At 51.5% G+C, this 18,120-nt stretch carries 12 protein-coding genes and 1 tRNA gene; 5 read left to right on the forward strand and 8 right to left on the reverse strand.

Annotated features, from left to right (window positions below; all coding sequences use genetic code 11):
- Positions 1-4: 4 nt before the first annotated feature.
- The 3 genes from EL111_RS08060 to EL111_RS08070 form a co-directional block, all read right to left on the reverse strand.
- Positions 5-2,197 (reverse strand): type I secretion system permease/ATPase, encoded by a 2,193-nt coding sequence (locus EL111_RS08060; RefSeq protein WP_123794577.1) that lies wholly within the window; start codon positions 2,195-2,197, stop codon positions 5-7.
- Between the two features lie 25 nt (positions 2,198-2,222).
- Positions 2,223-3,512 (reverse strand): TolC family protein, encoded by a 1,290-nt coding sequence (locus EL111_RS08065; protein WP_415065822.1) that lies wholly within the window; start codon positions 3,510-3,512, stop codon positions 2,223-2,225.
- Between the two features lie 292 nt (positions 3,513-3,804).
- Positions 3,805-4,593: an inositol monophosphatase family protein gene (locus EL111_RS08070; protein WP_123794578.1), complete on the reverse strand. Its 789-nt coding sequence runs from the start codon at positions 4,591-4,593 to the stop codon at positions 3,805-3,807.
- Positions 4,594-4,821: 228 nt separating this feature from the next.
- Between EL111_RS08070 and EL111_RS08075 the strand changes: the two genes are divergently transcribed.
- Together EL111_RS08075 and EL111_RS08080 are read left to right on the forward strand one after the other, a co-directional pair.
- Complete coding sequence (locus tag EL111_RS08075; protein ID WP_123794579.1) at positions 4,822-5,637, forward strand: RNA methyltransferase; 816 nt, start codon at positions 4,822-4,824, stop codon at positions 5,635-5,637.
- 284 nt (positions 5,638-5,921) lie between these two features.
- The gene (locus tag EL111_RS08080; RefSeq protein ID WP_123794580.1) at positions 5,922-6,821 is read left to right on the forward strand and encodes a DUF1853 family protein; all 900 of its coding nucleotides are present in this window, start codon (positions 5,922-5,924) and stop codon (positions 6,819-6,821) included.
- A gap of 741 nt (positions 6,822-7,562) precedes the next feature.
- Here the strand turns inward: EL111_RS08080 and pta are convergent.
- The gene (gene pta / locus EL111_RS08085; RefSeq protein WP_123794581.1) at positions 7,563-9,071 is read right to left on the reverse strand and encodes a phosphate acetyltransferase; all 1,509 of its coding nucleotides are present in this window, start codon (positions 9,069-9,071) and stop codon (positions 7,563-7,565) included.
- 261 nt (positions 9,072-9,332) lie between these two features.
- On the opposite strand from pta, the gene EL111_RS08090 reads away from it, so the two are divergent.
- Together EL111_RS08090 and EL111_RS08095 are read left to right on the forward strand one after the other, a co-directional pair.
- Entirely contained in the window at positions 9,333-10,862 is a 1,530-nt protein-coding gene (locus EL111_RS08090) for a helicase HerA-like domain-containing protein (protein ID WP_123794582.1), read from the forward strand.
- Between the two features lie 444 nt (positions 10,863-11,306).
- Positions 11,307-11,594: a hypothetical protein gene (locus EL111_RS08095; protein ID WP_123794583.1), complete on the forward strand. Its 288-nt coding sequence runs from the start codon at positions 11,307-11,309 to the stop codon at positions 11,592-11,594.
- A gap of 604 nt (positions 11,595-12,198) precedes the next feature.
- Here EL111_RS08095 and scpC read toward each other — a convergent pair.
- On the reverse strand, positions 12,199-13,722 hold the full coding sequence (scpC, locus tag EL111_RS08100; RefSeq protein WP_123794584.1) for a succinyl-CoA:acetate CoA-transferase ScpC: 1,524 nt from the start codon (positions 13,720-13,722) through the stop codon (positions 12,199-12,201).
- A gap of 281 nt (positions 13,723-14,003) precedes the next feature.
- A complete protein-coding gene (locus tag EL111_RS08105; RefSeq protein WP_123794585.1) occupies positions 14,004-15,419 on the reverse strand; it encodes an alanine/glycine:cation symporter family protein in 1,416 nt (471 codons plus the stop codon).
- 306 nt (positions 15,420-15,725) lie between these two features.
- On the opposite strand from EL111_RS08105, the gene EL111_RS08110 reads away from it, so the two are divergent.
- Complete coding sequence (locus tag EL111_RS08110; RefSeq protein WP_123794586.1) at positions 15,726-16,454, forward strand: YebC/PmpR family DNA-binding transcriptional regulator; 729 nt, start codon at positions 15,726-15,728, stop codon at positions 16,452-16,454.
- 78 nt (positions 16,455-16,532) lie between these two features.
- Here the strand turns inward: EL111_RS08110 and EL111_RS08115 are convergent, their stop codons facing one another.
- Both EL111_RS08115 and EL111_RS08120 read right to left on the reverse strand, forming a co-directional pair.
- Positions 16,533-17,027: a disulfide bond formation protein B gene (locus tag EL111_RS08115; RefSeq protein WP_123794587.1), complete on the reverse strand. Its 495-nt coding sequence runs from the start codon at positions 17,025-17,027 to the stop codon at positions 16,533-16,535.
- Positions 17,028-17,848: 821 nt separating this feature from the next.
- A tRNA-Leu gene (locus EL111_RS08120) sits at positions 17,849-17,933 on the reverse strand.
- Between the last annotated feature and the right edge of the window lie 187 nt (positions 17,934-18,120).

The raw sequence follows: 18,120 nt of genomic DNA on the forward strand, positions 1-18,120 counted from the left end.
TGATTTAGGCTTGTTCGCTTTGTCGTGCCTGTGCGGCAGCCTGAGTTGGCGGAACTTGTGCAGATTTTGTATTTTGGGCCTGCTCATTCCTTCTTAACTTTTGCAACACTGCATCACGCGGTCCGTCCATAACAATTTTACCGTTATGCACCACCACAACCCGTTCAACAATCTGCAACACTTGCGGACGGTGTGTAACCACCAGCATCGTCCGATTTCCTGACCACTGGGCAATGGCTTTCAGGGCGGACAATTCCGTATCTTGATCCAAACTTGCTGTCGGCTCATCCAACAATACCACGCGTGAATCACGCAAAGTCATGCGGGCCAAAGCAACCAGTTGTTTCTGACCACCTGACAAACCCATGCCGTCTTCGCCCAACGGCATATCCAACCCACGGGGGTGGTTACGGATAAGTTTATCCAAACCAAAGCGTTGCAAGGCCGAAATCAAATCTTGATCGCTGGAATAACCGTCCATGCGCGCCATATCCAGATTTTCACGCAACGTACCCAAAAACAAACGCGGAGACTGCCCCAACAACAGCACTTGGTTACGCAGAAAGTTCGGATCGATTTGACGCATATCGACACCATCTAACGTAATATTGCCTTTGCTGCCGTCATACAATCCGCTTGCCAACTTCAGCAATGTACTTTTACCGCTGCCGATGCGGCCGAGAATGCCAACTTTTTCGCCCGGACGGATGGTCAGATTCAAACCGCTGACTGCCTCCCCGCCGTCTTCGTTATATTGGAAAGACACATTGTCAAAAGACAAACCGCCCTGTACATGATCCAAGGCAATGTATTTGCGCTCAGGGTCGCGTTCAATCGGCCGTTCTACAATGTCATTCACCGCTTTCAACGCAATTTTTGCCTGTTGGAAACGGGTTGCCAATGCCGCAACCTGCGCCAACGGTGCCAACGCACGTCCCGACAAAATAACCGCAGCAATCAGCGCACCCATGGTAATCCGGCTTTCCACATTATCGGCATGAACCAGATAAGTACCCACCAACACCAAACCTACGGTATTCAACTGCTGCATAGAAGTGGCAAAAAACGAAATGAAATTGCCCGAATCCTTCAATTTGATACTTGAAGCAGCGGTCTTGGCCGTATATTCGTCCCAACGCTGCAATGCCCAAGCAGTCGCATTGTTGGCTTTTAATGTTTCGATTCCTTCCAGCGCCTCAACAGCCAAACCGGAACGCTGAGCCCCTTCCCTCATCGCCTCGTTCATTGAACGCGCCATCGGACGCTGCATCAATACGCTGACAATAATCACGATCGGGATAATTACCATCGGTACAAAAGCCAGCTTGCCGCCTACCATGGCAATCACGGCAACAAACAGCAACAAAAACGGCAAATCCACTATCGTCAGCAGCGTGGCACTGGTCATAAACTCGCGCACGGCTTCAAATTCACGCAAATTACTCGCGTAAGAGCCTGCCGAAGCCGGACGGTCAATCAGTCGTAGCGACAAAACGCGGCGGAACAATGCCGAGCTGATGATCAAATCAGCTTTTTTACCGGCTATATCCGTCAAGTGGCCGCGAATCATTTTGGCGACAAACTCGAACAAAATGGCCAAAAACACCCCAATACTCAATACCCACAGGGTCTCATAAGCCTGATTCGGCACAACCCGGTCATACACATTCATCACATACAGCGAGCTGACCAGCGCCAACACGTTGATGATGATGGTAGCTAAAATAACTTGGTAATAATAGCTGCGGAACCGCCAAATCACCTTCCAAAACCATGCCTTCGGCAAATGGTATTCCGGCAGGTCGGAACGGTTGTCCGAAACCATTTTCTGCTTGATAAACCAACAATATCCCAAGTACACAGCAGATATTTGCTCGTGCGACAAAACCTGCTCCAAGCCGCCTGCCTGACGGATTTGATAACTGCGGTCGCGCCCTACTCCTTCGATTTTGGTGACGACAACCGCTTCCTCATTTTGCAACACCAGCACAACCGGCACAGCAAGCGACGGAATATCCTCCAATTTGCGCTTGGAAAGCGTATTCTCAAAGCCGTGGCCGCGCAAAACTTCGCTGAGCGAATGATAATTGACATTCAGTTTTCTATCGCGCACCACCTCGGCGGACAATGCAGCCTCGGCAACAGGTGCGCCCAACAGACGGGTTACCAACGCAATATGTTCGATAATGGATTTCATGTTGTTATTTCACGTAATAATGTATTCAATTTGCTTCCGTACCGTCTTCACCGATACCCGCCCAACTGCCAACGTTCGACTGGGTAACCAGATACTCCAATGCCGCATCGCGAAAATCATTGCGGGCAGCAATATTTTCCTGCTCGATACCGGATAAAGAGGTATATGCACCCAGCACATCAGTCAGCGTCCTTCTGGCAATGCGGAACTGCATTTCATAAACCCGGACAACATCTTTCTGAGCTTGGATATGCTCTGCCGTTACCTTCTCCCGCTGCTCGTTTTGCAACATATTGATTTCGGCCGTCTGACTTTTTTCTTCATTGTCTTTTAAAATCTGCTCGGTTCGCGCTTCGGCTGCAGAAAGTGTGTGTGCATTTTTCTGCACATTATGGCGTGAAGCGATGTCCAAAACATTCCACTCCACATTGAAAAACAGCTCGCGGTTTTCGCGTGTGGCGCTGCCTTCCAAGTTGATGGCAGGCAAACGCTGGCGGCGTGATGCTTCAAGCTCCGCACCCGCACTCTTCTGCTCGGCAAGCTGTGCCTGATAAGACGGATTGCTGCCTTTATCTGCATTTCGGTAACGCTGGATAAAAGAAACCGCCGTTTCACTGGCAAACGGATCTTGCAAATCTGCGGCAGAGAGTTTTTTACCCGTATAACGCGACAGCCGGCTCAATGCGATTTCCATGGCTCGGCGTTGCTGCACAATCGACGTTTCCACCTGAAGCTGGCGCGACTGCGCTTCAATCAGTTCCGAACGGCGGCCTTTGTCGTATTTCACAATAACATTCAAATCTTTCATCAGGTTATTGTGGCGGACCAAGCTCTGCTGAAGCACCCGCAGCATTTCTTTGGCGCGCAATGCTTCCAAATACAGCTTGCCGATTTCCTGCCCGAGCTGTTCTTGGGTTTCATAAAACTTATGGTGGAAATACGCTTCTTTATGCTTGTCGCGCTCTACGGAAGCCTGAATCGCTCCCCATGAATACACATTTACCCTGCCCCGCACACCAATGCCGTCGTCCCGGTCATTGCTGGGATTTTTGTGATGCTGCGTCAAAACAGAAGTACCCGTTAACGCCAAAACAGGATAATGCTGGGCAAAGGTTGCCTTGGTTGTACTGCGTGCGGATTCTTCATTGGCTTTTGCCTCGGTCATCACCGGATCGTAACGCAGGGAGTTTTGCAAAATAGTCTGCAATTCCACTGCTTGAGCCGTCTGGACCGCACAGACGAGTGATGCCGCTGCCAAACTTTTCAGCAGCGGCCGTAAAATCGGTTTGGAAAAACCAAACGGAAAATTTTGCATGATTTGCATAGGATTCACAAAGAAATATCCGTAATTTGTGTAGAAAAGCCGATGACGGCTTGCCGTCTGCATACAGTATAGCACTTTCGCGGCCATACACTCCGCCTGTCTCTGCAACACAGTCCCGAATACTTTTTTGCAGACGGCCTTTCCTGTTGTTTTTCTTTATTTTGTTAATCTGTTCACACAGAATATTGTTTCAGCGAAATCACCGTATCTTTACATACGGTGTTGCATTTTCGCAAAACGGCAAGCCTTCCGAATTTCAAACCGCCTGCCGTCTGCCGCCCTATTATTTGTTGTGTGCAGCGATAACCTGCAGCATTTGCGCCAAAACTTTCGGATTGCCGGCCACCACATCGCCGCTTTCCAACCAGCCTTCGTTACCCCGCATATCGGTTACGATACCGCCTGCTTCCTGCACAATCAATGCACCGGCAGCAATATCCCACGGCTTCAGGTTAAACTCAAAGAAGCCGTCCAAACGGCCGGTTGCCAAAGCACACAAATCCAAAGATGCCGCACCTTCGCGGCGCGCGCCGGCAGTCTTCGCCAAGAAGTCCTTCAGAATCGCCAGATACTTGTCCATCATGCTCTGATCGACAACAGGAAAGCCCGTACCAATCAGGCAGCGGTTGAGTTCGATACGGTTGGAAACGCGGATGCGGCGGTCGTTGAGCAATGCGCCCTTGCCGCGTGAAGCCATATACAAATCATTGCGTTCGGGCGCATACACCAAGGCTTCCTGCAGTACGCCTTTGTGCAGCAGCGCCATAGAAATTGCATATTGGGGATGTCCGTGCAGAAAATTGGTTGTGCCGTCCAGCGGATCGATAATCCATTCGTATTCCGCATCGGCTTTACCGTGGGAGCCGCTTTCTTCGCAAGTGATTTTATGGTGCGGATAGGCTTCTTTGAGCGCCTCGACCAAAATCATTTCCGACTCGCGGTCAACACTGGAAACAAAATCGTTGAATGCCTTACTGTCTACCTTAACGGTATCCAAACTGCCGCCGGCACGAATCATCATCTGACCGGCTTTGCGGGCGGCTTTAAATGCGGTATTTAAAATCGGGTTCATAATCGTCTTTCTAATCGGGTACAATAGCCGCCGACACACGCCGAAACGGTCCGCGCAAACAACGGCATTCTCAGCATCTGCCGCTTTTGCAGACGGCAATGCCCAACGCTTTCACGTTTCCAATGTTGTTAAAGAACATTTCAAACGGCATTTTGACCATATTCATGCCGTCTGAAAAAAATTGATTGCGCCATTATAACCCATCAGCAAGCAAACCGAAAACAAAACATGACGATTTCCAAGCCTACCCTACCCGACTATCTCGACAATATCCGCATCGTGCTGACGCGTACCAGCCACCCGTCCAACATCGGCAGCGCCGCCCGCGCCATGAAAACCATGGGGCTGCACCGACTCACGCTGGTTGCACCGAATCTGATGGCCACACCGATGACCGAAACGCCGCCCGTATTCAATCCGCAACAGCCTGAAACCTTCCGTCTGCCGGAAGAAAGTTTCATACTGGCTTCCGGTGCGGCAGACGTCTTGGAGCGTGCCGAAATTACCGCTACTCTGGAAGAAGCTGTTGCCGACACTTCCATCAGTTGTGCCTTAACCAGCCGCCGCCGCGAAATCACTGCACCGCTGCAAACCCCGCGCCAGCTTGTGCCCGAGCTTTTACAAGCCGCCGCACGCGGCGAACAGGTTGCTTTGGTATTCGGCAATGAAACATTCGGCCTAAGCATTGAAGAAGTGCAAGCCTGCAACCGCCTCATGACCATCAGCGGCAATCCCGACTACTTCTCGCTCAATCTTGCCCAAGCCGTACAAGTTGTCTGTTACGAGCTGTTCAGCCAAACCGACATGGCGATGACCCATCTTCAGCAGGAAGACCACGCCGCGACCCTTGAGCAAATCAAAGGCATGGTCGATCACATGGAATCGCTGATGCACGACATCGACTTTTTCAGACGGCGCAACAGCGAGCGTCTGATGCGCCGTATGCAGAACCTGTTCGGCCGCGCCAACACGCAAACCGAAGACATCGACATTCTGCGCGGTTTTTTCAACACCCTGAAGCAAAATCTGAAAGATAAGCAATAATACAGACGGCCTTTTACCGGCAAATCGCCCCATTGTCTGCCTGTATGCCGTCTGCAAATCACGCCGAGCCCGTTCAATACCGCCAACTCAACAGATGGAACGACACAGCAGGCGCAGCAACGCCGTATCGCTCCATCTCGAATGGCTGTATATTCGGCATAAGATACCGCTTTGCCCGATTGGGAAGCACGCCGGTAATCTTATAAAACCCAAGCAAACCCTATCGTTATCCTATCTGCGCTCTCAGCCCGGACCGATACAACCGCACAAGCTATCTGAAAAACATGAACTACTCCCTAGATGCCCTTTGGTGGAAGCTCACCGATTCCGCCGTCCGCGACCTTGCAAGCCTGCTGACCGCTCCCGCCCTGTGGCACAGCAGCAAAGAATTGCCGGTACAGGATTTGCTGGGCAACCGCGGTTTCCGCCTGCTGCTGGCGCTGGATCAACATCCGCAACCGCTTCATCAGTATTTGTCCGTTCACGCCCCGTTTGGCAAACGTTTGGGCTTATACGCCGAAAAACTGCTGGCTTTTTGGTTTGACCACGCCCCGCACACCGAACTTTTGGCACACAATCTGCCCGTACCGGCTGCCGACCGGCAAACCGTCGGCGCGGCGGATTTTATCGTTTTGCTCAACGGCACGCCCTACCACATCGAATTGGCCTGCAAATACTACGGCAGCCCCGACCATTCGACAGACGGCTTGTGCGGCCTCAACCGCCAAGACCGGCTGCGCGACAAAGCGGCCAAGCTGCACCGGCAAATGATGCTGCTGCAAAGTGCAGACGGCCTCCGCGCCTTGAAACAACATGATTTGCCTGCCCGCATACAAACCGCTTCCATTATCCGGGGCATGGCCTTTTTTACAGACGGCATTACCGCGTTTGAACCGCCGCTTAACCCTTATGCTTGGCGCGGTCTGTATCTTCCCGATTGGCAACAATACCGCTTTGCCGCACAGCCGCATGCACGCTATTGCGTTTTAGACCGCATGGCATATCTTTCACCAGCCCGCATACCCGAATCGGAAACCTTAAGCGCCGAAGCGGTACAACAAATCGACAGCGGTTTGGTTGCCGTCTTGGCACAACGCCCCGACGGCTACTGGCACGAAATCCAGCGTTTAATGAAAACAGAAACCGATGCGTCCAGCCATCAAACACCATCGCCTATTTTTTAAGCAACATGATTTTCTTATTTATAATTAACAATTTAAATGAGTTTTCCACATATCTTACACAAAGCCGACCTGATATTATCAGTATAATTTTCCAAACTGTCTAAAATTTAGGCAGTTTTATTTTATACTGATTTTTCAAACCACAAGCCCTCTTATCCACAATCCGCCCACAGTTGTCCGTTACTTTACTTGGGATAATTTGCAGACGGCCTCACAGCCGAAAATTGCATACCGCCGCCGATAAAACAATCATCACCCGTTATTTATTCCCCCATCGGGCAACAGAAAACAAGACAGCAAAACCATAAACCGTACAGAACACGCGTGTCGGCGGACTTGCTGCTTCGGCAGCTTGGTCAATCAATCTTTTCTCCTTGAGCAAAGTTCAGCGATACCGCTTCATTCCGTGTTATAGTCATTTAAAATAAGAATGATACAGCGTTGCTTTGCCTTGCCGTACTATGTGTACTGTCTGCGGCTTCGCTGCCTTGTCTCATTCTTATTTTATTCGACTATAAATGGTCATACAAAGGTTTCAGACGGCATCTTCAGTTTGGTAAAAGCCTTAACCTATGCTGGAAAACTTACCCTCGGGTATCATGCCCTGAAAGCGGAAAACGGAAAGCAGGTATTCTGGATTTTTTGCACACATTCGTTTTAAACCCATACGCTTTCCGCAAAAAGGCCGTCTGAACATTCGTTTCAGACGGCCTTTGCTATGTCAAGCAATAACGGCGCGGATTACGCTTCCATTTGTTTGGCTTGAATCGCAGTCAGCGCGATGGTGTACACAATGTCGTCGACCAATGCGCCGCGCGACAAATCGTTAACCGGCTTACGCAAACCTTGCAGCATCGGACCCACGCTCAACACATTGGCGTTGCGCTGCACGGCTTTGTAAGTGCAGTTGCCGGTATTCAAATCGGGGAACACCAATACCGTAGCCTGACCTGCCACTTTACTGTTTGGCGCTTTGGATTTCGCTACGCTCGGCACGGTAGCCGCATCGTATTGCAACGGACCGTCGATGGCCAAATCCGGGCGTTTTTCTTGGGCGATTTTGGTCGCTTCGATGACCGCGTCCACATCGGGACCGCTGCCGGAGTTGACGGTGGAGTAGGAAATCAATGCCACTTTCGGATCGATACCGAACGCATTGGCGGAATCGGCGGTTTGAATGGCGATTTCGGCCAATTGCTCGGGAGTCGGGTTCGGATTCACCGCACAATCGGCAAAGGCCACCACTTGGTTCGGCAGCAGCATGAAGAATACGCTGGATACGATGCTCGCACCCGGTGCGGTTTTAATCAGCTGCAATGCGGGGCGGATGGTGTTGGCGGTGGTGTGAACCGCGCCGGATACCAAACCGTCCACATCGTTTTGCGCCATCATCATGGTACCCAATACAACCGTATCCTGCAGTTGCTCGCGCGCCTGTTCTTCGGTCAGACCTTTGGACTTGCGCAATTCGCACATCGGTGCAACATATTGCTCGACCAAGGTGGCGGGATCGATGATTTCCAAAGATTCCGGCAGGGTGATGTGGCGTTCTTTGGCAACGGCTTCCACTTCGGCGCGCGGTGCCAGCAAGACGCAGCGGGCAATGCCTTTTTCATGACAAATCACCGCAGCCTGTACGGTACGCGGCTCGGCACCTTCCGGCAACACAATGCGCTTGTCGGCTTTACGCGCGGTTTCAATCATGTTGTAACGGAATTGCGCCGGCGACAAACGGCGGCGGGTACGGTTCAGCAGCTCGGAAGTGTCGCGCAAATTGTCGCTTGAGCCGAAGAAGGTCAGGCCGGTTTGCTCGGCCACGGCTTCGCCCACACCTGCTTTGGCGTTGTCCAAAATGAAACCGGCCAACACGCCCGGTGCGGTTACATACGCCTGTTTCGCCAGATTCAGCTTGTTGACCATATATTCGACATTATCGTCTCGGCTAAAGGCGGCAAATACCACGGCAGCATCCAGCGACAATGCCAATTCTACGTTTTTGCTGGCCAAGAAGATTTTTTCGGCATCGGGACGGATGCCTTCGATAACCAGATTGTCGGCATCCAAAGCGGCGGTTTCGCCGACTACCGCATCGAACCAATCGTCGCTCTTGCCTTGGCAGATTAAACGCTCGGCCTCACCGCTGTCGTCCAACACACAAAAAGTGCCGGTATTCAATGCATCTGCCACTGCGCGCGTTACGGCGGCACTGTCGGTACCGGTGGAAACCGGCACAATCAAAATATTTGCCATTTGTTTTGTCCTTTTTGCTCAAATCATGCCGCACCGTTCGTGCGGTTCGGCTTCCTGCTGGTTTATACAGGATAACAGGCCGTCTGAAAAGGGCTTCCATGCTCACTCTGCCGATTTTGCAGACGGCTTTTGCGTTAAATCGTTCATATTTTAACATACAGACCGCGCCCTGTTTACCGCAGTTTTTGTCTTTACCCTTGTCGTTTGTACGGTTTCATAAGAAAATATCCGTCTCGACACATTTACGGAAAGGAAACCGGCATGACCACATTCCCCATCGCCCGCTCCGGCGACAACACCCTTGAAATCCAAGGAAAAATGGCCAACCGCCACGGTCTGATTGCAGGCGCGACCGGCACGGGCAAAACCGTCACCCTGCGCCGCATGGCGGAAGCCTTCAGCAACGAAGGCGTACCGGTATTTTTAGTAGATGTCAAAGGCGATTTGTCGGGCATTACCGAAGCAGGCAGCGACAGCGGCAAAGTCGGCGAGCGCATTGCCGAATTTAATCTGGGCGGCGGATGGCTGCAAAATTTCCCCGTGCGCTTTTGGGACGTATTCGGCGAAACCGGCATTCCCGTGCGCGTTACCGTATCCGAAATGGGCCCCATGCTGCTGGCACGCCTGATGAACCTGAACGACACGCAGGAAGGGCTGCTCAATCTGGTCTTCAAAGTCGCCGACGACAACGGCTGGCACATTCTGGATTTGAAAGACCTCCGCAGTATGCTGCAACACGTTTCCGAACACGCTGCCGAATACCGCACCCGATACGGCAACGTCTCCGCCGCCAGCGTCGGCGCCATCCAACGGCAACTGCTTACCCTTGAAAACGAAGGCGCGGAGCAGTTTTTCGGCGAACCCGCCCTCAACCTCGAAGACTGGATGCAGACCGAAAACGGCAAAGGCATCATCAACATTCTCAATTCGGAAAAACTCATGCGCTCGCCGCGCATGTACAGCGCGTTTTTGCTGTGGATGTTGGCCGAATTGTTTGAAATGCTGCCCGAAGTCGGCGACATGGACAAACCCAAATTCGTCATGTTCTTCGACGAAGCGCATCTGATGTTCGACAACGCCGCCAATGCGCTGGTCGAACAAGTCGAACAAGTCGTCCGCCTCATCCGCTCCAAAGGCGTGGGCGTTTACTTCGTTACCCAAAACCCGCTCGATTTGCCCGATACCATCTTGGGGCAACTGGGCAACCGCGTCCAACACGCCCTGCGCGCCTTCACCCCGCGCGACCAAAAAGCCGTCCGCGCCGCCGCCGAAACCTTCCGCAGCAACCCCGCCATCAACGTAGCCGAAGCCATCGGCGAACTGGGCGTAGGCGAAGCACTGGTTTCCTTCCTCGACGAAAAAGGCATGCCGGCTCCGGTAGAGCGCGCGCTGGTGCTGCCGCCGCAATCCGCCCTCACACCGCTGAGTGCCGAAGCGCGCAACGCACGTTTCCAAAGCGACAGCCTGTACCCTGCCTACAAAGATATGGTTGACAATTACTCCGCCTTTGAAGCCCTTATCGAAGCCAACGCCCAGGCAGCCGCCGAAAAAGAAGCCGAAGCCGCCGCCAAAGAACAGGCCAAAGCCGAAAAAGCCGCAGCAAAAGAAGCGGAAAAAGCCGAACCCGGCCTGCTCGACGGTTTCTTGGGCGGCCTGACCGGCGGACGCAAAAAATCCGGACAAGGCTTGGGCTACAACGTCGCCGACTCCATCGGCAGCCAAATCAACCGCCAAGTCACCAACGCCATTTCCCGCAGCGTGATGGGCATTATTAAGAATATGCTGAAATAAGCCACGTTCATCACTCTGCCCGTCAAAAGGCCGTCTGCAAACGATATTTTGCAGACGGCCTTTTATCGTTATGCCACACAACATGATACGGCGCGACAGCATTTTGCTCAAAAAGGCGTTGGGCAACACTACTGAAGCAGCCAATCCGCCCAAGCGTACCGTTTACTGCCTGCGGTGTTATAGTCATTTAAAATAAGAATGATACAGCGTTGCTTTGCCTTGCCGTACTATGTGTACTGTCTGCGGCTTCGCTGCCTTGTCTCATTCTTATTTTATTCGACTATACCACCCTATCTCATTCTATGTGATTTGCCTGCCATTGAAGCGTGCCAGATGGTAAAACCGGAAGACGGCTCAAACTCCGCCGCCGTCATTTCTCCGCCATATATGCCCCAAGCGGCAGTTTGGCGATATAATGCCGTATTTTGCAGACGGCATTTCATCATGAGTAAAGAGCTTTTAGGCTTGTTTTTTCTTCCGCTGGGCATTATCAGCATGTGCATGGCGGCATTGTGGCAAATGTATGTGATGATGACGGAAACTTATACCCTCAATCGTTATCAAGACAAACAATTGGTTTGGCGCGTGGCAGCATTGTTTTTAAGTTTCAGCTTGGCGGTGTATTGGTTGTGTCCGAATGCGCGGAAAAAAGGCATTGTCTTTCTGATTTTGGGCGCAGGCGGCGCACTGATGTTCGGCTTGGCGCGGCTGTGGCTGCCGTTTGCAGGCTGATGTTTGAACTGGCGGACGACACACGGCATCCATCAGCTTTTACATCCAACTTTAATACAACTTATTGATTAATCATATTATTATATTGATTAAACTGCTGTACCGGCCAATCATGCCGTCTGCAAATCGCATATTTGCGCCATTTGCAGACGGCATATTTCGTTAAATCCATCATTTCCCACCGAACCCCACGGCCTTGCAAGACCTTGTTCACAGCAGGGCTTGAGCAAACAGCCGAAACAGCCGCCCCGTACGGCCTGAAACCTTTGCACAAAACAGGAAACGAACCAAAACTGATTATATAGTCATTTAAAATAAGAATGATACAGCGTTGCTTTGCCTTGCCGTACTATGTGTACTGTCTGCGGCTTCGCTGCCTTGTCTCATTCTCATTTTATTCGACTATAATAAGTACCTTGAACGTTACCACTTCAAAAGTCCAAACAAGCAGGCAGGTGTAAAACCCGCCTACAAACCCTTGCAATGAATTTGGCAAAGGTCTCGGTTTGCACAGTCCGTCGCTTGGCTGCCTTGTCTGATTGTGCGTCATCCGGCAATAAAAAAACCTCCGCAATGTGCGGAGGTTTTGCTGCATATAAGGTGGTTATTTGATGCGCATGTCGCCGGTTTCGACAAAGCGTTGGTGCCAAGACAGGGCTTCGCTCAAAATGTGCGGCGTATGCAGGCCGCCGGCCTTTTCGGCGCGGTCGTAGTAATCGCGCAGCATGTCGCGGTAGTCCGGATGTGCACAGTTGTTGATAATCAGTTGGGCACGTTGGCGGGGTGATTTGCCGCGCAAGTCTGCCATGCCTTGTTCGGTTACGATAAACATGACATCGTGTTCCGTATGGTCGTGGTGCGAAACCATCGGTACGATACAGGAAATCGCGCCGTCTTTAGCCACGGAAGGTGATACGAAGAATGAGAAGAAGGCATTGCGGGTAAAGTCTCCCGAACCGCCGATGCCGTTCATCATTTTGGTACCCATCACATGGGTAGAGTTTACGTTGCCGAAGATGTCGGCTTCAATCATGGCGTTCATACCGATGACCCCCAAACGGCGGATTAATTCGGGGTTGTTGGTGATTTCCATCGGGCGCAATACGATTTTGTCGCGCAAGAACTCGATGTTGTCGTTGAAGCGTTGCAGCGCGTCCGGACTGAACGACAATGCAGTGGCGGAAGCGGATTTCATTTTGCCGGAAATAATCAAGTCCAGCATACCGTCCTGCAATACTTCGGTAAAGCCGGTCAGGTTTTCGAACGGTGCGTCCTGCAGACCTGCCAGTACCGCGTTGGCAACGTTGCCCACGCCGGACTGCAGCGGCAGCAGGTTGGCAGGCAGACGGCCTGCTTTGACCTCATGGTCGAAGAAATCGATGATTTGTGCGGCAATGCGTTTGGAGTTTTCGTCAGGATCGGCAAATTTGCTGTTGCGGTCGAACGAGTCGGTCAGTACGATGGCGGCGATTTTGTCCAAGTCGCACTCCAAATACGGCGAACCGATGCGGTCGTCCGGCTTAACCAGCGGAATCGGCTGGCGCAGCGGCGGCGTACCGATGTCGAAGTAAATATCGTGCATGGTTTCCAGCAGCGGATTTTGTTTGGCATTGATTTCGATGATAATCTTATCCGCAGCTTTCAATACTTCGTTGCAGTGGCCGACACCCATTGCCGGAATGATTTTGCCGTCTGCGGTAATGCCGGTGGCTTCGATGACGGCAACCTGCATTTTGCCGTAGAAGCCGTTACGGATTTGTTGCTCGACGTGGGAGAGGTGCATATCCTGATAGTGGATATTGCCGGCGTTGATGCTGTTGCGGATGCCGGGGTCGGATTGGAACGGGTTGCGGAAGTTGACGGCATTTGCCGCCGCCAGTACGCCGTCGCACTCGGGGGCGGTAGAGGCACCGGTAATCATGTTGATTTTAAATTCTTCGCCGCGCGCGTGGGCAGCTTTGGCTTTTTCGGCAATGGCGGTAGGCAGGGCTTTCGGGTAGCCTGCGCCGGTAAAGCCGGAGATACCCAGCGTCATGCCGTGCTGGATAAATTCGGCTGCTTGCTCGGCAGATATGATTTTGCCGCGCAAACCTTGGTGTTGTACGCGTTCTGCTGCTGTTGCTGTCATATTGCGTTCTCCTCAAAGGGACAAAACCCTGATGGGTTCAGAGTTTGTTTGTGGTTAAATGAACCGCTTCTTCGGAAATGTAGTAAGAAGAAAGCGGAATATACGGAATATATAATAAAGGTTTTCGGGTGTAAAGAAGGGATAAGACGGGAGCGGCAATTTTCGGCTTGCCGGTTGCCGTACTGCTCCGTACCCGCCGAAATATGGTTTTTGCAGACGGCATAAACATGTAAAAACCCGATTGCATATTGCATCACAATCGGGTTTGGAAACAACCGAACTTACCGTTCGCTGTATTCGCGCACTTCGTAAGAATAAGACAATTCCTTACCGGCTTTTTTCTGCGCCAGATAATCATCGTACACCGCACGGATTTCCTTACGCAGCAAAAACAGCGCGATTAAGTTGGGAATCACCATGAAGCCGTTGAACATATCCGACAAGCTCCACACCAAATCCACTTTGCCCAGCGTACCCAACACAATCGCAGCCAACACCAATGCGCGATACAGCGCCAAATGTTTGCCGTTGAACAAAAAACGGATATTGGATTCGCCGAAATAATACCAACCGATAATAGTGGTGAATGCAAAGAACGTCAGGCACACGGCCAACAACTGCCCGCCGATGCCCGGAAACGCCATGGTAAATGCCTGCTGTGTAACCGCCGCGCCTTTCAAGCCCAAACCGTCGGCACCGGTCAGCAAAATAATCAGCGCGGTTGCCGTACACACCAAAATCGTGTCGATAAACACGCCGACAAACGCCGCCATGCCCTGCAATACGGGGTGCTTCACATCTGCCGTCGCATGGGCGTGCGGTGTCGAACCCATGCCCGCTTCATTGGAAAACAGGCCGCGCGCCACACCGTAACGGATTGCCTCCCGCATACCGATACCAGCCGCGCCGCCCAATACCGCTTCCGGATCAAACGCCGCCACAAAAATATGGTTAATCATCGGCGAAATGTTCTCGGAATACTCAAACAAAATCGCTACCGCGCACAAAATATAAACCACCGCCATAAACGGCACGACAAACTGTGCCACATGGGCAATCCGGTTTACCCCACCGATAACCGTCAATCCGGCCAAAACAGCCAACACGATGCCCACAGCCAAAGCCGGCACATCAAACGCCACCGTTACCGTCGAAGCAATCGAGTTTGCCTGCGTCGCATTACCGATAAAGCCCAACGCCAAAATAATGGCCACTGCAAAAAAACATGCCAGAAAATGCGCCGCGCCCTTGCCGATTTTCGGTGTCAGACCGTAGGTAATGTAAAACGCCGGGCCGCCGATGTATTTGCCGTTGCTGACCACACGGTATTTCTGCGCCAGTACCGCCTCGGCAAAAATCGTGGACATACCCAAAACCGCCGACAGCCACATCCAAAAAATCGCACCGGGGCCGCCCGCCGTAATAGCCGTGGCCACCCCTGCTACGTTGCCTGTACCGATTTGCGCCGAAATCGCCACCGCCAACGCCTGAAACTGGGATAAAGATTTATCATCGCCGTTTTTCTTTTTAAACAGCCCGCCGAAAACCGATTTGAATCCCGCACCGAATTTGGTAATCTGCGGCACACCCAAATAAACCGTAAAAAACACACCGATACCGATTAACGCGTAAATCAGCAGGTAATCCCACAAAATAGAATTGACCGCACCCACCAGTGCAGACAATGTTGCTTCCATAACAACCTCAAAATTCAAAAAAACAAACAAAAACAGACAAAACCATATCCATTGCGGCGAGCAGGCCGGCAAGCGGACAAAAAGGCCGTCTGCAAAACATTAACTAAGAAACATTCCATACAATCATACTGCAAAACCGTTCGATTTCAAATACAAAACTAAAACTCGCATAACAAAGTTTAACAATTATCAAAGTTCATCAGCCACACAAACCGCATTCAGACCGCCTGCCGTTATGCTAAAATAACCGCCTTAAAATCGAACGCACCCGTGTCATACACGCCACGGTTCAGAAAGGACAAACACATGGCAGGCCATAGCAAGTGGGCGAATATCCAACATAAAAAAGCCCGACAAGATGCCAAACGCGGCAAAATCTTCACCAAACTGATTAAAGAAATCACCGTAGCAGCCCGTCTCGGCGGCGGCGATGCCGGCGCCAATCCCCGCCTGCGTCTGGCTTTGGAAAAAGCAGCCGAAAACAATATGCCCAAAGACAACGTACAACGCGCCATCGACAAAGGCACAGGCAATCTGGAAGGCGTAGAATACGTAGAACTGCGTTACGAAGGCTACGGCATCGGCGGTGCCGCCCTGATGGTAGACTGCCTGACCGACAACAAAACCCGTACCGTTGCCGACGTGCGCCACGCCTTCAGCAAAAACGGCGGCAACCTCGGCACAGACGGCTGCGTTGCCTTCAACTTCGCCCATCAAGGCTATTTGGTTTTCGAGCCGGGCGTTGACGAAGACGCACTGATGGAAGCCGCGCTGGAAGCAGGAGCAGAAGATGTCGTCAACAACGACGACGGCTCAATCGAAGTCATCACCTCGCCCAACGACTGGAGCACCGTCAAAGCCACCCTCGAAGCGGCAGGATACAAATCCGTAGACGGCGAAGTTACCATGCGCGCCCAAAACGAAACCGAATTGAGCGGTGAAGATGCCGTCAAAATGCAAAAACTGCTGGACGCATTAGAAGACTTGGACGACGTACAAGACGTTTACACCTCCGCCGTCCTCAACCTCGACTAAGCAACACCCGTCCGCACCAAAAAGGCCGTCTGCAAACTCCATTTTGCAGACGGCCTTTTCCACATCAACACAACAAAATCAGCGCACAGCTCCGCTTTTCCACCAAGCCAGCCACACCAGCAGCAGCACAAAAGCAAAATACAGCACACTCCATACCGGCAGAGCCACGCCCAAAAAATAATCCGGCACCGCACAATTCCCAAAGCCGCGTACCACAAACTCCCAATGGTCAAACAACGGCCAATCGCGCAAACGGAACGTCCACGGCGCACCGCAAGCCGGAGCCTCACCCGCCGGCAGACTTTGCAACCACATCTGGTACACCGCCACACCGGCCCCATAAACCGCCGGCACACTGACCACCACCGCCCCGAACAAACGTGCCCCCCTGCCCGTCAGCGCAAACAGCGCACAAACCAACGCCGCCAATCCCACCGCCAACACCGACAAACGCTGCAAAATACACAGCACACAAGGACTCAAACCCAACACATATTGAGAAAAAAACGAACCGCACGCCGCCAACACCGACAATACGACAATACCCCAAAGCGTTTTACGAAAAATATTCATCGTCATCAAACCAAACCAATCATGCACACAATTTAGCACAAAACCGCCCTGTAATCACTTGTAAGACTTGCGCCAGATTAAACAGACGAAACAAAAAAACAAAGGCCGTCTGCAAAATCAAACCAACCCGTCCCGCCATCCTACTCCGGCGTTCTCCAGCCCCGCCAGCCGCCGCCGAACAGATTTGCCCCAGCCCCGACAACACCGCCCCCGTATTTGCCGCACTACGCCGAATCATAAAAGGCCGTCTGTAAATTTGCAGACGGCCTTTTATGTGTTTACCAGTTTCAAAATAATATAGTCGAATAAAATAAGAATGAGACAAGGCAGCGAAGCCGCAGACAGTACGCATAGTACGGCAAGGCAAAGCGCTGTATCATTCTTATTTTAAATGACTATATAATGATTCCAAACATAATGATGACGTTGATTGTAAGCAACCGGATTTTATGGTCATGTCCCACAAAAGCACACAGCATTGCCGCACCTTGTTCAAAAAATATTCAACAAAGCCGTCTGCTGATATTTACCTCTTTCCTGCTGGCTTGGCGTTTTGAATTTGGCGGTCGGTAAGAGCCTTAGCCGGTAAACCTTTGCGGTGGTTTGCTGATACTTTTTCAGGGGTTGTGGGTGCTTGTTGAAAAATATACCAACAAAAAAGGTTCATTCAACGATACGGCATAAAACCGTATGATACGGAAACTTTCAAAAAGCAAAAAACCAAATCAGGCTAAAAGCCTTATCAAATATGGATTTGGTTGATTGTATGGGACGTTATAAGACGTAAAAAAGCAGCCTTAAAGCTGCTGATTTTTTAAGTATGGTGCGGACGGAGAGACTCGAACTCTCACACCTCTCGGCGCCAGAACCTAAATCTGGTGCGTCTACCAATTTCGCCACGTCCGCCAATCTTATGGAATGGCGCATTATACACAGAATCGGCGATTCTGCCAATGCAGACGGCAAACTGATTTTCAAGGTCTTACCTGCAAAAATACGGCGGCAGTGTCAAGCCGATAAAATCCATATCATCGGATTGTACACATCATCAGGGGACTTAAAATAAACCATTCTCGTCAGATATAGTCATTTA

Origin of the sequence: Neisseria animalis, from assembly GCF_900636515.1 — a bacterium.
GTDB classification, from domain to species: domain Bacteria; phylum Pseudomonadota; class Gammaproteobacteria; order Burkholderiales; family Neisseriaceae; genus Neisseria; species Neisseria animalis.

Coding starts and splice junctions, on each gene's coding strand:
- EL111_RS08110 (WP_123794586.1), top strand. CDS start 15,726: ATGGCAGGCCATAGCAAGTGGGCGAATATCCAACATAAAAAAGCCCGA.
- EL111_RS08095 (WP_123794583.1), top strand. CDS start 11,307: ATGAGTAAAGAGCTTTTAGGCTTGTTTTTTCTTCCGCTGGGCATTATC.
- scpC (WP_123794584.1), bottom strand. CDS start 13,722: ATGACAGCAACAGCAGCAGAACGCGTACAACACCAAGGTTTGCGCGGC.
- EL111_RS08090 (WP_123794582.1), top strand. CDS start 9,333: ATGACCACATTCCCCATCGCCCGCTCCGGCGACAACACCCTTGAAATC.
- EL111_RS08070 (WP_123794578.1), bottom strand. CDS start 4,593: ATGAACCCGATTTTAAATACCGCATTTAAAGCCGCCCGCAAAGCCGGT.
- EL111_RS08075 (WP_123794579.1), top strand. CDS start 4,822: ATGACGATTTCCAAGCCTACCCTACCCGACTATCTCGACAATATCCGC.
- EL111_RS08105 (WP_123794585.1), bottom strand. CDS start 15,419: ATGGAAGCAACATTGTCTGCACTGGTGGGTGCGGTCAATTCTATTTTG.
- pta (WP_123794581.1), bottom strand. CDS start 9,071: ATGGCAAATATTTTGATTGTGCCGGTTTCCACCGGTACCGACAGTGCC.
- EL111_RS08065 (WP_415065822.1), bottom strand. CDS start 3,512: ATGCAAAATTTTCCGTTTGGTTTTTCCAAACCGATTTTACGGCCGCTG.
- EL111_RS08115 (WP_123794587.1), bottom strand. CDS start 17,027: ATGAATATTTTTCGTAAAACGCTTTGGGGTATTGTCGTATTGTCGGTG.
- EL111_RS08080 (WP_123794580.1), top strand. CDS start 5,922: ATGAACTACTCCCTAGATGCCCTTTGGTGGAAGCTCACCGATTCCGCC.
- EL111_RS08060 (WP_123794577.1), bottom strand. CDS start 2,197: ATGAAATCCATTATCGAACATATTGCGTTGGTAACCCGTCTGTTGGGC.